Annotated in this window: 11 protein-coding genes; 7 read left to right on the top strand and 4 right to left on the bottom strand. The window is 72.9% G+C overall.

Annotated elements, in window-relative coordinates; all coding sequences use genetic code 11:
- From GA0074692_RS01875 to GA0074692_RS01860, 4 genes are read left to right on the top strand one after another with little or no spacing between them, the layout of a single operon-like run.
- Nucleotides 1-639 (top strand): bifunctional 4-hydroxy-2-oxoglutarate aldolase/2-dehydro-3-deoxy-phosphogluconate aldolase, encoded by a 639-nt coding sequence (locus tag GA0074692_RS01875; protein ID WP_091638765.1) that lies wholly within the window; start codon nt 1-3, stop codon nt 637-639.
- Complete coding sequence (locus GA0074692_RS01870) at nt 636-1589, top strand: sugar kinase (protein WP_091638764.1); 954 nt, start codon at nt 636-638, stop codon at nt 1587-1589. The genes GA0074692_RS01875 and GA0074692_RS01870 overlap by 4 nt, the downstream gene beginning before the upstream one ends.
- Before the next feature lie 37 nt (nt 1590-1626).
- The gene (manD, locus tag GA0074692_RS01865) at nt 1627-2856 is read left to right on the top strand and encodes a D-mannonate dehydratase ManD (protein ID WP_091638763.1); all 1230 of its coding nucleotides are present in this window, start codon (nt 1627-1629) and stop codon (nt 2854-2856) included.
- Entirely contained in the window at nt 2846-3403 is a 558-nt protein-coding gene (locus GA0074692_RS01860) for a gluconokinase (protein ID WP_091638762.1), read from the top strand. The genes manD and GA0074692_RS01860 overlap by 11 nt, the downstream gene beginning before the upstream one ends.
- A gap of 101 nt (nt 3404-3504) precedes the next feature.
- Here GA0074692_RS01860 and GA0074692_RS01855 read toward each other — a convergent pair whose 3' ends face one another.
- Both GA0074692_RS01855 and leuS read right to left on the bottom strand, forming a co-directional pair.
- On the bottom strand, nt 3505-4110 hold the full coding sequence (locus GA0074692_RS01855) for a sugar O-acetyltransferase (protein ID WP_091638761.1): 606 nt from the start codon (nt 4108-4110) through the stop codon (nt 3505-3507).
- 90 nt (nt 4111-4200) lie between these two features.
- Nucleotides 4201-7035 carry a leucine--tRNA ligase gene (gene leuS / locus GA0074692_RS01850; protein ID WP_091638760.1) on the bottom strand — a complete coding sequence of 945 codons (2835 nt, stop codon included), beginning with the start codon at nt 7033-7035 and terminating at the stop codon, nt 4201-4203.
- A gap of 582 nt (nt 7036-7617) precedes the next feature.
- Here leuS and GA0074692_RS01845 point away from each other — a divergent pair.
- The 3 genes from GA0074692_RS01845 to GA0074692_RS01835 are packed head-to-tail and all read left to right on the top strand — an operon-like array spanning nt 7618 to nt 12459.
- A complete protein-coding gene (locus GA0074692_RS01845) occupies nt 7618-8673 on the top strand; it encodes an AAA family ATPase (RefSeq protein WP_091638759.1) in 1056 nt (351 codons plus the stop codon).
- Nucleotides 8674-8675: 2 nt separating this feature from the next.
- Complete coding sequence (locus GA0074692_RS01840; RefSeq protein WP_091652361.1) at nt 8676-9974, top strand: DUF58 domain-containing protein; 1299 nt, start codon at nt 8676-8678, stop codon at nt 9972-9974.
- Between the two features lie 10 nt (nt 9975-9984).
- Nucleotides 9985-12459: a transglutaminase TgpA family protein gene (locus tag GA0074692_RS01835; RefSeq protein ID WP_091638758.1), complete on the top strand. Its 2475-nt coding sequence runs from the start codon at nt 9985-9987 to the stop codon at nt 12457-12459.
- A gap of 826 nt (nt 12460-13285) precedes the next feature.
- Here the strand turns inward: GA0074692_RS01835 and GA0074692_RS01830 are convergent.
- Both GA0074692_RS01830 and GA0074692_RS01825 read right to left on the bottom strand, forming a co-directional pair.
- On the bottom strand, nt 13286-13687 hold the full coding sequence (locus GA0074692_RS01830; protein ID WP_091638757.1) for a DUF3040 domain-containing protein: 402 nt from the start codon (nt 13685-13687) through the stop codon (nt 13286-13288).
- Between the two features lie 115 nt (nt 13688-13802).
- Complete coding sequence (locus tag GA0074692_RS01825; protein ID WP_091638756.1) at nt 13803-15062, bottom strand: DNA polymerase IV; 1260 nt, start codon at nt 15060-15062, stop codon at nt 13803-13805.
- Nucleotides 15063-15085: the final 23 nt, after the last annotated feature.

The following is a 15085-nucleotide window of genomic DNA, read 5'->3' as shown; positions in this document are numbered from 1 at the left end:
ATGACCCTCAACCTCGGCGCGGAACTCGCTGCCGCCCGTCTTCTCGCGGTGATCCGTAGCGCCGACGCCGCCAGCGCGATCGCCACGGGCACCGCCCTGCTGGAGGAGGGCGTACGCCTCGTCGAGGTCGCCCTCACCACACCGGACGCGGTCCGGGCCATCGAGGCGCTGCGCGCGGTCGCCCCCGCCGGGGCCCTGGTCGGCGCGGGCACCGTGCTCACCGCCGCCGACGTCGCCGAGGTGACCGCCGCGGGAGCGCAGTACGTGGTGACGCCGGCCGTCGTCGAGTCGATCGCCGAGGCGGCGCGTCGGGGTATCCCGGTCGCCGCCGGGGCGTTCACCCCGACCGAGGCGTACGCCGCGATGCGGATGGGGGCGTCGGCGATCAAGCTGTTCCCGGTGTCGGTCGGTGGGCCGGCGTACCTCCGGGCGGTGCGCGACCCGTTCCCCGACATCCCGTTCGTCGCGGTCGGCGGCGTCGGCCTGGACGACGTGCCCGGCTACCTCCGGGCCGGCGCAATCGCGGTCGGCGTCGGCGGGCCGCTGGTCGGCGACACCGCCTCCGGCGGCGACCTGGCCGCCCTGCGGGTGCGGGCGCGCACCTACCTCGCCGCCGTCCGGGAGTCGGCCGCAGCATGAGCGTGCCGGATCTGCTCACCCTCGGCGAGTCCATGGTGTCGCTGCGCTCGACCGGACCGCTCGCCGTCGGTGGGTCGCTGACCATGCACCTCGCCGGCGCGGAGTCCAACGTGGCGGTGGGGGTGGCCCGGCTGGGTCACCGGGCCGTCTGGGTCGGCCGGGTCGGCACCGACGAGTTCGGCGAGTACGTGCTGCGGCAGCTACGCGCCGAGGGCGTCGGTGTCGACGGGGTGACCCGGGACCCCGACCGGCCGACCGGCCTGATGGTGCTGGAGCGGCGCACCGCCGACCTGACCAGGGCGCAGTACCTCCGGGCCGGTTCGGCCGGCTCCGCGCTGAGCGTCGACCACCTGCGGGCGCCGCTGGCCGCCGGAGCGCGGCTCCTGCACCTGACCGGAATCACCCCGGCGTTGTCCGACACCGCGCGCGCGGCGACCGGGTGGGCGGCCGAGACCGCCGCGAACGCGGGAATCCCGGTGTGCCTGGACGTCAACTACCGCGCCCGGCTCTGGTCGCGCGACACCGCACGTGCGGTGCTCACCCCGCTGGCGGGCCATGCCTCGATCGTCGTCGCCTCCGCCGACGAACTGGACCTCCTCGGTGAGCCGGGGGCCGACGAGTCCGCCGTCGTGGCGGACCTGTTCCGGCGGGGCGTGCACACGGTGCTGGTCAAGCTGGGCGCGGACGGCGCCCGCGCGCACACCCCGGACGGCGTCCGGCACGCCGGGGCGCTGACCGTGACCGCCGTCGACACCGTCGGCGCCGGGGACGCGTTCACCGCCGGTTACCTGTCCGGCTGGTTCGACGGACTCGACCTGCCCGGTCGGCTGCGCCGCGCGGCCACCCTCGGTGCGTTCGTGGTCTCCAGTCCCGGCGACTGGGAGGGACTGCCGCGGCGCGCCGAACTGTCCCTCCTGGACGGGCACGAGACGGGAAGCGTCATCCGCTAGCCGCGCCCGTGCACCCCTCAAGGAAGAAAGGCATCCCGTGAAGATCGTCGCAGCTGACGTCATCGTCTCCAGCCCCGACCGCAACTTCGTCACCCTGAAGATCACCACTGACGACGGCATCACCGGTCTGGGCGACGGCACCCTCAACGGACGGGAACTCTCCGTCGCCTCGTACCTGAGCGACCACGTCGCCCCGCTGCTGATCGGCCGCGACCCGCACCGCATCGAGGACACCTGGCAGTTCCTGTACCGCTCGGCCTACTGGCGGCGCGGTCCGGTCACCATGGCCGCCATCGCCGCGGTGGACGTCGCCCTGTGGGACATCAAGGCCAAGGCCGCCGGCATGCCGCTGTACCAACTGCTGGGCGGGGCGTCCCGGACCGGCATCATGGCCTACGGGCACGCCTCCGGCCGGGACCTGCCGGAGCTGTTCGACTCGATCCGTCGGCACCTCGACCTCGGCTTCCGGTCGATCCGCGTCCAGACCTCCGTGCCCGGCATCAACGCCGTGTACGGGGTCGCCTCGCAGCCCAGCAGCGGTGGCACGCGGTACGACTACGAACCGGCCCAACGCACCCCGCTGCCCGCCGAGGAGGACTGGGACACCCGCGCGTACATGCGCCACCTGCCTGGTGTGTTCGAGGCGGTCCGCAACGAGTTCGGCCCGGAACTGCCGCTGCTGCACGACGGTCACCACCGGATGACCCCCATCCAGGCCGCGAAACTGGGCAAGGCCCTCGAACCGTACGACCTGTTCTGGTTGGAGGACTGCACTCCGGCGGAGAACCAGGAGGCGCTGCGGCTGGTCCGGCAGCACACCACCACACCGCTGGCCATCGGCGAGGTCTTCAACACGGTGTGGGACTACCAGACCCTCATCCGCGAGCAACTGATCGACTACGTCCGGTCCGCCGTCACCCACACCGGCGGCATCACGGCCATGCGCAAGCTGCTCGACTTCGCCGCCCAGTACCAGATCAAGTCCGGTATCCACGGCCCGACCGACATCTCACCGGTCGGCATGGCCGCCGCGCTGCACCTGGACCTCGCCATCCACAACTTCGGCATCCAGGAGTACATGCAGCACGGGCCGCTCACCAACGAGGTGTTCCGGCAGTCGTTCACCTTCACCGACGGCTACCTGCACCCGGGCGAGCAGCCCGGAATCGGGGTGGAAATCGACGAGGCCGCCGCCGCGAAGTTCCCGTACGTGCCGGCCTACCTGCCGTTCAACCGGCTCAAGGACGGGACCGTCCATGACTGGTGACGGTCGTCCGGGCGGCCCACCCCGGACCCGGCACGTGGTCGTGATGGGAGTGTCCGGGGCGGGCAAGACGACCGTCGCCCGGGGGATCAGTGCCCGCGCCGGTTTCGCCTTCGCCGAGGCCGACGAGTTCCACCCGCCGGCCAACGTCGACCGGATGCGGGCAGGCGTGCCGCTCGACGACGCGGCACGCCTGCCCTGGCTGCGTGACCTGGCCCGGTGGATGGCCGACCGCGCTGCCGACGGCGTGTCGACCGTGCTGGCCTGCTCGGCGCTGAAGCGGTCCTACCGCGACGTGCTCCGCCAGGGGCCGCCGCACGTCGAGTTCGTCCACCTCGACGGGTCGGCCGAGGTCATCCGGGATCGGTTGTCCCGGCGGGCCGGGCACTACATGCCGACCAGCCTGCTGGAGTCCCAGCTGGCCACCCTGGAACGGCACCACCCGGACGAGTCGGTGCTGGTGCTCGACGTGACGCTGACCCCGGACGAACTCGTCTCGGCGGCGCTCGCCGGGCTCGGCCTGTCGACCGACGTCGCCGTCGACGGGTAGCCGCGACCCGGGTCGCGGTACCCGCCGCACGGTCGACCCCGACGCCGGGGACGGTCACCCCGCCGGGGTGACCGTCCCCGGCGCCCAGGACGTCCCGGCGCTCAGGCTGTACCCGACGCTCCGGTCGTACCCGGCTCGATCGTGCGGACGACCCGGGCGGGATTGCCCACCGCGACCACGTTCGCCGGCAGGTCCCGGGTGACCACCGCGCCGGCGCCGACCACGGTGTTCTCCCCGATCGTCACGCCGGCCAGGACGATCGCCCCGCTACCCAGCCAGACGTTGTCGCCGATGGTGATCGGCTTCGCGGCCTCCCACTTCGCCCGGCGCGGCTCCGGGTCGATCGGGTGAGTGGGCGTCAACAGCTGCACGTTCGACCCGATCTGCACGTCGTCGCCGATGCTGATCGGTGCCACGTCCAGGGCCACCAGACCGAAGTTCGCGAACGACCGGGCGCCGACGCGGATGTGGCTGCCGTAGTCGACGCGCAGCGGAGGCCGGATCTCCGTACCCTCGCCGATCGTGCCAAGCAACTCGGTGAGCAGCCGGCGACGCTCCTGCGGGTCCCGGGCCGACGTGGCGTTGAACGCGTCCGTCAGGTCCATGGCCCGCAGGCTCTGCTCGGCCAGCTCCGGGTCGTCGGCGAGGTACGGGTCACCGGCGAGCATCCGCTCGCGCATGGAACGCCCATCAGGGAGAACAGCCATGTGCCCGAACCTACCCAGGTGCGGCGACCCGCGTCGGGAGAGGTGGCAGGAGCCCCTGAGTCGGTGACCAGGGGCCCCTGCCGGCGCGGGTCAGGCGACCACCGACACCATCCGGCCCTTGACCACGATGACCTTGCGCGGCTCCCGGCCGCCCAGCGAGGCGGCGACCGCCTCCAGCGCCGCCGCCCGGACCGTCTCCTCGGCGGCGTCGGCGGGCACCTCGACCCGGCCCCGGACCTTGCCGTTGACCTGCACCGGGTAGGTGACCGTCTCGGCGACCAGCAGGGCCGGGTCGGCGGTCGGGAAGTCCACGTACGTCAGGGAGGTGGGGTGCCCCAGCCACTGCCACAGCTCCTCGGCGACGTGCGGGGCGAACGGGGCCAGCATCAGCACCAGCGGCTCGGCCACCTCGCGCGGCGTGGCGGCCAGTCGGGTCAGCCCGTTGGTCAGCTCGATCAGCTTGGCGATCGCGGTGTTGAACCGGATCCCCTCCATGTCGCCCCGGACCCCGTCGATCGCCTTGTGCAGCAGCCGTCGGGTGGCCTCGTCGGCCGGGTCGTCGGTGACCCGCAGCGCGCCGGTCTGCTCGTCGACCACGGTCCGCCAGACCCGCTGCAGGAACCGGTACGAGCCGACCACCGCGCGGGTCTCCCAGGGGCGGGACACCTCCAGCGGGCCCATCGACATCTCGTACACCCGGAAGGTGTCCGCGCCGTACGCGGCGCACATCTCGTCGGGGGTGACCACGTTCCGCAGCGACTTGCCCATCTTGCCGTACTCGCGGCGGACCTCGGTCTCGCCGTGGAAGTACCGGCCGTCCCGCTCGACGACCTCCTCCGCCGGCACCGGCGTGCCCCGCGAGTCGCGGTACGCGTACGCCTGGATGTAGCCCTGGTTGAACAGCCTCCGGAACGGCTCGAACGACGAGACGTGGCCCAGGTCGAACAGCACCTTGTGCCAGAACCGGGCGTACAGCAGGTGCAGCACGGCGTGCTCGGCACCGCCGACGTACAGGTCGGTCCCGCCGCAGTCGCCCGCGCCGCGCGGTCCCATCCAGTACCGCTCGTTCTCCGGGTCGACGAACCGCTCGTGGTTGGTCGGGTCCAGGTAGCGCAGCTCGTACCAGCAGGAGCCGGCCCACTGCGGCATCACGTTGGTCTCCCGGGTGTACCGCTTCGGACCGTCGCCCAGGTCCAGCTCGACCTCCACCCAGTCGCGGCGACGCGACAGCGGGGTCTCCGGGTCGGTGTCGGCGTCCTCCGGGTCGAAGGTGCGCGGGGAGAAGTCGTCCACCTCGGGCAGTTCCACCGGCAGCATCGACTCGGGCAGCGGAATCGCGCTGCCGTCCTCGTCGTACACGATCGGGAAGGGCTCGCCCCAGTAGCGCTGCCGGCTGAACAGCCAGTCGCGCAGCCGGTAGGTGACCGCGCCGGTGCCGTGCCCGTTCGCCTCCAGCCACTCGATGATCCGGGCCTTCGCGTCGGTCACGCCCAGGCCGTTCAGGTCCAGGTCGCGGTCGGGCGCGGCGCTGTTGATGGCCGGCCCGTCCCCGGTGTACGCCTTCCCGTCGAAGCCGTCGGCCGGCTGCACGGTACGGACAATCGGCAGGTCGAACGCCTCGGCGAAGTCCCAGTCCCGCTCGTCCTGCGCCGGCACCGCCATGATCGCGCCGGTGCCGTAGCCGGCCAGCACGTAGTCGGCGATGAAGATCGGAACCGGCGCGTCGTTGACCGGGTTGGTGGCGTAGGCGCCGACGAAGACGCCGGTCTTCTCCTTCGCCTCGGCCTGCCGCTCCACGTCGCTCTTCGCCGCCGCCGCCTTCCGGTACGCCTCGACGGCCTCGCGCGGACTGGCGTGCCCGCCGGTCCAGGCGTCCTTCGTCCCGGCCGGCCAGGCGGCCGGCACCAGCGCGTCGACCAGCTCGTGCTCGGGGGCCAGCACCATGTACGTCGCCCCGAAGACGGTGTCCGGCCGGGTGGTGAAGACCCGGATCGGGGCCGCCGGGGTCGGGAAGTCGATGTGCGCACCGGTGGAGCGGCCGATCCAGTTGCGCTGCATCAGCTTGATCGGCTCCGGCCAGTCCAGCGTGTCCAGGTCGTCGACCAGCCGGTCGCCGTACGCGGTGATCCGCATCATCCACTGCTTCAGGTTGCGCTTGAAGACCGGGAAGTTGCCCCGCTCGGAGCGGCCGTCGGCGGTGACCTCCTCGTTGGCCAGCACAGTGCCCAGCCCCGGGCACCAGTTCACCGGGGCCTGCGAAACGTACGCCAGCCGGTGGCCGTCCACGACCTTCCGCTGCTCGACCGGGGTCAGCTCGGCCCAGGGACGGCCGTCCGGAGTGGACCGGGTGCCGGCGGCGAACTCGGCGACCAGGTCGGCGACCGGGCGGGCCCGCTGCGCGTCCGGGTCGTACCAGGAGTTGAAGATCTGCAGGAAGATCCACTGGGTCCAGCGGTAGAAGTCGGTGTCGATGGTCGCCACCGACCGACGGTCGTCGTGGCCCAGGCCCAGCCGGCGCAGCTGCGCCTGGTAGCGCCCGATGTTCGCCTCGGTGGTGGTCCGCGGGTGGGTGCCGGTCTGCACCGCGTACTGCTCGGCGGGCAGGCCGAAGGCGTCGAAGCCCATCGTGTGCAGCACGTTGTGCCCGGCCATCCGCTGGTAGCGGGCGAAGCAGTCGGTGCCGATGTAGCCCAGCGGGTGCCCGACGTGCAGGCCCGCACCGGACGGGTAGGGGAACATGTCCAGCACGTACAGCTTCTCCGCGCCGGCCCGGGGGTGCCCGGGGTCGGCCAGCGGGCCGGTCGGGTTCGGGGCGTGGAACGTACCCTCCCGCTCCCAGATGTCCTGCCAGCGCTGCTCGATCTCACCGGCCAGGGCCGCGGTGTACCGGAACGGGGGGATGTCGCTCGCGGCTGCCTCAGTCATGGCGTGTCCTCGCTTCGCTCGTGGCCGCCGGGGCCGACGCCTCGGCCGTGCGGTGACGCCCCGCCGCGGGACGTCGTGCTGGTGACGCCCTTCGTGGGGACGTCGGGGTTCGGGGCGCCCTACACCGGGACGCCGGGTTGGTGACGCTCCGTCGCGCGGACGGACGCCAGGTCGCGGTTCGCCGTGGTCTGCTCGAGGGCACAAAAAAGCCCCTCACGCAGGAGGGGTCGCCGTGCTGTCGCGCTGTCAGCGCATCAGCACGGCCCGGTAAGGAGCAGGTGGAAACCGGCCATGACCGGCAGTGTACCCGTCCGCACCCGGTCCGTGCCGGGGGCTTCCACCCGGCGGGACGGCAGCCAACCGCCCGGGTGCCCGACCACGGGACATCGCCCAGATCCCCCGTCAGACGGTTATTAGGTACGTAACCGACCGTCTACCTGCGGCGTTCGGCGTAGCCGGGAAACATGGTTAGCCTGAGATATCAGAGATTCCTGCGGCACAAGAGGCTCGACGGGCGCAACCCAACGGCGGGTCCAGGTGCTCTTTACAGAGCTGCCGTCCAGGCGACGAGAGGGAGGCCCGTTGACACAACAGACCTGGGACGAGGTGGGCGGCGTCCTGCCGCACGACGAGTTCCGCGCCGCCAGTGAAGCCATCGTCGCCAACATCGAGCAGGTCATCGAGGGTAAGACGGCCACCGTGCGGCTCGCCCTCGCCGTTCTGCTCGCCGAGGGTCACCTGCTGATCGAAGACGTCCCCGGCGTCGGCAAGACCAAGCTCGCCAAGGCGATGGCCCGGTCCATCGACTGCACGGTACGGCGTATCCAGTTCACCCCCGACCTGCTGCCCAGCGACGTCACCGGGGTCAGCGTCTACAACCAGGAAACCCACGACTTCGAGTTCCGGCCGGGTGCCGTCTTCGCCAACCTGGTCGTCGGCGACGAGATCAACCGGGCCTCGCCGAAGACCCAGTCGGCGCTGCTGGAGTGCATGGAGGAACGGCAGGTCACCGTCGACGGGGTCACCTACCAGCTACAGACCCCGTTCATGGTGATCGCCACGCAGAACCCGATCGAGATGGAGGGGACGTACCCGCTCCCCGAGGCGCAGCGCGACCGGTTCACCGCGCGGATCGCCATGGGCTACCCCGGCCCGGAGGCCGAGCTGGCCATGCTCGACGGGCACGGCGCGGTCGACCCGCTGTACGACCTGCGCGCCGTCTCCGACGCGGCGACCGTCCGGCAGCTCATCGCCACGGTCCGCGAGGTGCACGTCGCCGACGCGGTCAAGCAGTACGCCATCGACCTGGTCACCGCCACCCGCGAGGCCCCCGAGCTGCGGCTGGGCGCGTCCCCCCGGGCCACCCTGCAACTGCTGCGCACCGCGCGGGCGGTCGCCGCGCTCGAGGGACGCGACTACGTCCTCCCGGACGACCTCCAGGCGCTGGCGGTACCGGTGCTGGCACACCGGATCATCCCGACCGCCGACGCGCAGCTGGCCCGGCGCACCACCGACGCGATCGTCTCCGACCTGGTGCACCGGCTGACCGTGCCGCAGGAGCGCAAGCGCTCCCAGTACGACACCCGACCGGCCACCGGCGGGAACGGCCGCTCCGCGTACGAGCCGCGGAGGCGGTGACCGTGCGCGACGGGCTGCGCGGGCTCACCACCCGTGGGCGGTCCTTCCTGGCGGCCGCGGTGGCCGCCGCCATCTCGGCGCTGCTGCTCGGGGAGCGGGACCTGCTCCGGGTCGCGGTGCTGCTGGCCGTGCTGCCGCTGCTCGCCGCCGCGTACGTCGGGCGCAGCCGGTACAAACTCGCCTGTGTCCGGTCGCTGGATCCGCACCGGGCACCGGTGGGGGCCAGTTCCCGGGTGGTGCTGCGGTTGCAGAACATGTCCCGCCTGCCCACCGGAACGCTGCTGTTGGAGGACCGGCTGCCGTACGCGCTGGGGAGCCGGCCCCGGGTGGTGCTGGAGCGGCTTGGCGCCCACCAGGCCAGCTCGGTGGCGTACACCGTCCGCGCCGACGTGCGCGGCCGGTACGAGGTGGGGCCGCTCGGGGTGCGGATGACCGACCCGTTCGGTCTCTGTGAGTTGAGCCGGGCCTTCCCGAGCACCGACCGACTCACGGTGATCCCGCAGGTCACCCCGCTGCCGTCGATCCGGCTTCCCGGTGAGTACGCCGGCAGCGGCGACAGCCGGGCCCGCTCGGTGGCGGTGCACGGCGAGGACGACGCGGCGACCCGGGAGTACCGGAGGGGCGACGACCTGCGCCGGGTGCACTGGAAGTCGACCGCCCGCACCGGGGAGCTGATGGTGCGGCGCGAGGAACAGCCGTGGGAGAGCCGCGCGACGGTGGTGCTGGACACCCGCGCGTACGGCCACCGGGGCGAGGGGCCGACGGCGAGCTTCGAGTGGGCCGTCTCGGCCGCCGCGAGCATCACCGTCCACCTGCGACAGGCCGGCTACAAACTGCGCATGGTCACCGGGTCCGGGGCCGACGTGGACGCGGCCGAGGCGACCGGCGACGGTGTGCTCCTCGACCACCTCGCCGAGGTCCGACTGGAGCAGCGGGGCGAACTCACCACCCTGGTCGAGCGGGTCCGCCAGCGCGCCGACGGCGGGCTGATCATCGCCCTGCTCGGTTCGCTGAGCACCGCCGAGGCCCAGTTGCTGGCCGCCCTGCGCGGCAACGGCGCCACCTGCGTGGCCTTCCTGTTGGACAGCTCGAGCTGGCTCAACCTGCCCGAACGGGCCCGTGCCGAAGCGCAGCAGGCCCACGGGTCCGCCGCGCTCGCCCTGTTGCAGAGCGGGTGGCGGGTGATCGGCGTGGAGCACGGCAGCCAGCTTCCGGCCCTCTGGCCGCAGGCGGCCCGCGGCTCGCAGGGGTTCGCCATGCGGGCGGCGCTGGCCGAGACGGTGGCCGGGGGCGTGAAGTGAGGGGGGACGAGTGATCGCGAACCGGGGGCTCGGCCTGGTCGCGGCGGCCGCGACGGTGCTCGCCGCCGCGCCGCTGTCGGCGATCTTCCAACGCTGGACCTGGCTGGTGCAGTCGATCATCGCGGTGGCGGTGGTCGCCGGGGTCGCCGCCCTGCTCCGGATGCTCCGGGCACCGTTGTGGGGACAGGTGCTCGGCATGGCGGGCGGGCTGCTGATCGCGCTGACCTGGATGTTCCCCAGCGGCAGCGAGCTGGCCGCCGTGCTGCCCACGCCGGGCACCATCGGCCACTTCGGCGAACTGCTCAGCCGGTCGGTGCAGGACATGCGGTCGTACGGGGTGAAGGTGCCCGACACCGACCCCCTGCTGTTCATCACCGTGCTCGGGGTGGGCGGGGTGGCCGTGGTGGTCGACCTGGTCGCCGTGGGTCTGCGCCGACCCGCCCTGGCCGGTCTGCCCATGCTCGCCATCTACTCGGTGCCGGTCGCGGTCTACGTCGAGAGCGTCCCGCCGGTGCCGTTCGTAATCGGCGCGGCCGGCTACCTCTGGCTGCTGGTCAGCGACAACATCGACCGGGTCCGCCGGTTCGGCCGCCGGTTCACCGGGGACGGCCGGGACGTCGACATCTGGGAGTCCTCCCCGCTGGCCAGCGCCGGACGTCGGCTGGCCGTGGTCGGGGTGGTGGCCGCGGTGCTCACGCCGCTGGCGGTGCCCGGGATGACCGGGGGGCTGCTGGACCGTCTCCAGTCCGGCACGGGCAACGGCAACGGGCAGGCCGGGGTCGGGGTCGGCTCCGGCCGGGTGGACCTGTTCGCCGCGCTCCGGGGCGACCTCAACCAGTCCGAGGTGACCGATCTGGTCACGGTGACCACCAACGAGCCCAACCCGTTCTACCTGCGCTTCGGCGTGGCCGACGACCTACAGCCGAACGGTTTCCGAGTCCGCAACCCGTCCGGCCGGACGGTCCGGAACCTGCCCGACCCGGCCGAGGGGGTGAACCCCGCGATCCAGCAGGACCGCTACCGGGCCAGGATCGAGACCACCGAGGGCCTCAACATGCGGCTGATGCCGGTCTACGCCGAACCGGTACGCACCGACGGGCTCAACGGCAACTGGCTGTACGACCGGAACCTCCAGATCGTCTTCTCCAACCGGGAGAACTCCCGGGACAAGAGCTACGAGTTCGACTACGTCCGCTCCCGCTACACGCCGGAACTGCTCCGCCAGGCCCCGTCGTTGTCCCCGGCGGACACGATGGTGCAGCGGTTCACCGACACCCCACCGGCCGCCGAGGTGGACGCCCTGGTCGAGGAACTGATCGAGGAGCGCCAGACCGACTACGACCGGGTTCGGGCGATCTACGACCACTTCTCCGCCCGGAACGGCTTCCGCTACTCGTTGAGCACCGAGGGCGGCACCAGCGGCCAGGACATCGTCGACTTCCTCAACAACAAGGCCGGTTTCTGTCAGCAGTACGCCGCCGCGATGGCCTGGCTGGTCCGGGCGGCCGGCATCCCGGCCCGGGTGGCGTTCGGCTTCACCAACGGCACCAGCAAGGACGGCGACACCTACGTCCTGACCAACCGGAACCTGCACGCCTGGACCGAGGTCTACTTCGCCAGCATCGGCTGGGTGCCGTTCGACGCCACCCCGGCGTACGGGGTTCCGGGCAACGCCCGCTCGGACTGGGCGCCGGACAACGACGCTCCCGACCCGGTCGCACCGTCGGCCGGCGCCCCGACCGCGCCCGGCGAGACCGACCCGTCGGCCGGGCCGGCCGGTCCGGACGAGGCCAGCCGGAACATCGAGGAGGGGTTGGACCCCACCACCGCCGGCGGCGAGATGCAGCAGGCTCCGGTCTGGCCGTGGTGGACGGCCGCCGCCCTGGCGTTGCTGGTACTGCTGACCATGCCGGCGCTGCGCCGGATGGCGCTGCGTCGTCGGCGCGGGGCCGCACCGCCCGCCGCGCCGGTCCCCACGGCGGTACGCGAATCCACCGGGCTGACCGACGCGAGCGCCCCGGTGGTGGTGGTCGAGGCGGACGCCGACACCGCCCGCGCCCGGGCGCACGCGGCCTGGGACGAACTGCTCGACACCCTGGTGGACTACCGGCTCCGGGTGGACCGGACGGAGACTCCCCGGGCCACCGCCGACCGGCTGGTCCGGGAGACGCTCACCGAGGACGATCCGGCGGCCACGGCGGTCCGGCTGCTCGGGCGGGCCGAGGAGCGGGCCCGCTACGCGCGGGACCCGATGGCGGGCGGCGAGCTGCACCCGGCACTCGGGACGGTCCGACGCGCGCTCGGCGCCCAGGCCGACCGGCGTACCCGGTTCGTCGCCGCGACCCTCCCGCCGTCGGTGCTGCTGCGCTGGCGCACGACGGTCACCGACACCTCCTCCCGGCTGGTGGCGGCGACCGGTAGGGCCCGTACCCGACTGCTGCGGTGGAATCCCCGACGCCTGCTGGCGGGCCGACCAGCCCGCTGACCCGAGACCGAGACCGACGCCCGGTCGGCCCGCCCGGTGGCACCTTTCACCGGTCGGCCGACCGGGCGTCGGCGTCACGCCCCGGGGGCCGCCCCTCCCTCGCCCGCCGGACACCCCGACATGCCGCATACCGGTGTCCCCCCGTGTCGGGAGACCCCGATATCCCGCATCTCGGTGCCTCCCCACGCCCGGACGCCCCGACATGCCGCATCTCGGTGCCTCCCCACGCCCCCGGCCCCGCCCTGCCGCCGGAACCCCAGCTCCCGCAGAACGTCCTCTCCCCGCGCCGGGAGACCCCGATATCCCGCAAATCGGGGTCTCCCGACAGCAGGACACCCCGACATGCCGCATTTCGGTGCCCGGCTCAGGAGGGAGGGCGGCTACGGGCGGGTGACACGGATTCTTCGACGGTCGGGGTGACGGGGTGGAGGGCCGACGCGGGCAGCGGGGGTCGCGGCCGGTTCCGTCGACGGCAGCCGGTCCCCAGCGGCCGGCAGTCGGCGGGCGGCGGGCGGTGGGCGGCAGCCGGTCCCCAACGGCCGGCAGTCGGCGGGCGGCGGGCGGTGGGCGGCAGCCGGTCCCCAGCGGCCGATGGGCGGCAGTCGGTTCCCAGCGGCCGGTGGGCGGCAGTCGGTTCCAGCAGGCAGTGGCCGCAGTTGGCCCAGTGGGCGGTAGGGCCGCCGGGGGGCGGGAGTCGGCCGGTCTTGGCGCAAACTCACCCACCCCGGGCCACGCCGAGAAGCCCAGGGTCCCGACACGAGGCCGGCGCTGGGCACGGTGGTACGACGCGGGGCGGGACGCCTGTCCCACCCCCGTCAGCCGGTGGTCAGCGGTGCCCCTCCGGGCGCTGCCGCCAACGGTCCTCCAGCCGGTCGAGCAGAGATGACCGGCGGCCGGCACGTCCCCCTGTCCGGGGACGCCGGCGACTGGTGGTGCCGCCGACCACGTGCAGGTCGGGCGACTGCGCCCGGCGGTGCGACTGCACCGCGAACGCCGCTGACGCCAGCATGACGACGAACCCCGCCACTGCGAGCGGCGGGGTTTTGATCACCGCACCATAGACCAACACGGCCAGGCCAGCGATGATCGCGCCGGCAGCGACGAGCAGACGACGCCGCGCGTGGAAACGCGGGTCGCTGGCGCGCACGGCCGAGGCGAATTTGGGGTCCTCGGCAAGCGACCGCTCGATCTGCTCGAACAGCCGCTGCTCGTGCTCCGAGAGCGGCACGGCACTCCTCCCCGGTCACGTTGGTCGGCCCGTTCGGACCGACAGACCGTGGCAGCCAACCGGCTGCTTACCCGCAAGTCTACGAGGGCCCTCGCGCGTCGGAAAGCGGGACGACCTATGGGTGGCGCGGATTTTCACGTCGACGCTGATCGCGGCCCTCCAGAAGACTCGCCGGACCTATGACGGACCGCCCGAAACGGGCAGCAGCGGCGTCCGCGGCCGCTTCCGCCTCACGCCATCCGTGCTCGGGAGCACCGAGGGCGAGCTGCCTCGGGGTGGTCTCGGCGGCACTGAGCCCCTCGACCCGTACGCCCACCAACCGAATGAGTTGCCCCGGTTCGAGGGCGGCGTAAAGCGCCCAGACCGTGTCGAATATCTCCCGTGTGACGTCGGTCGGCGTGCCCAGGGTGCGGGACCGGCTGACCAGGGTGAAGTCGGCCAGCCGCACCTTGAGCGAGACCGTCCGCCCCACCTGACCGGCCCGGCGTAGCCGGGAACCCGCCTTCTCGGCCAGGGCGAGCAGCGCCCGCCGGATCTGCCGGGGGTCGTCCACATCGGTGTCGAAGGTGGTCTCCGCGCCGATGGACTTCTCCACCTGTTCGGGGCTGACCCCGCGCGGATCCCGCCCGTGCGCCAACTCGTGCAGGTGGCTGGCGGCGGCCTCCCCCACCGCCCGGCGCAGCATGCCCGTCGGGGCCTCGGCGAGGTCGCCGATGGTGGCCAGGCCGAGCCGGCGCAGGGTCGCCGCGGAGCGCTCACCGACGCCCCAGAGCGCGTCCACCGGCAGCGGATGGAGGAAGTCCAGCACCCGGTTGGCGGGGACCACGAGCATCCCGTCCGGCTTGGCCCGGGTGGAGCCGAGCTTGGCCACGAACTTCGTCGGCGCCACGCCGACCGAGCAGGTCAGCCCCTGCTCCTCGGCGACCCGGGTCCGGATCAGCCGGGCGATCTCGGCCGGGCGACCGAAGAGGCGCCGCGCGCCGGCCACGTCGAGGAACGCCTCGTCCAGGGAGAGCGGTTCGACCAGCGGCGTGACGTCCCGGAAGATCTGCATCACCGCCCGGGACGCCGCCGAGTAGGCCGGGAAGTCCGGCGGGAGGAAGACCGCGTGCGGGCAGAGGGAACGGGCCCGTGCGGTGGGCATCGCGCTGCGGACCCCGTACCGCCGGGCGGGGTAGCTGGCGGAGCTGACCACGCCGCGCGGGCCGATGCCGCCGACCACCACCGGCCGCCCGCGCAGCTCGGGGCGGTGACGGACCTCCACGGACGCGAAGAAGGCATCCATGTCGACGTGCAGGATCGGGCAGCCGGTGTCGTCGGCGTCGGGACCGAAACGCGGATCACCCCCGCGTGGCAACGACTGGCTACGCCCCATTACCGCAGGCTAGCCGGCGGGTA

The organism is Micromonospora pallida, assembly GCF_900090325.1.
Taxonomy (GTDB): domain Bacteria; phylum Actinomycetota; class Actinomycetes; order Mycobacteriales; family Micromonosporaceae; genus Micromonospora; species Micromonospora pallida.
The sequence above is the reverse complement of the archived record's forward strand: the minus strand, read 5'-3'. Positions and strand labels throughout refer to the sequence as shown.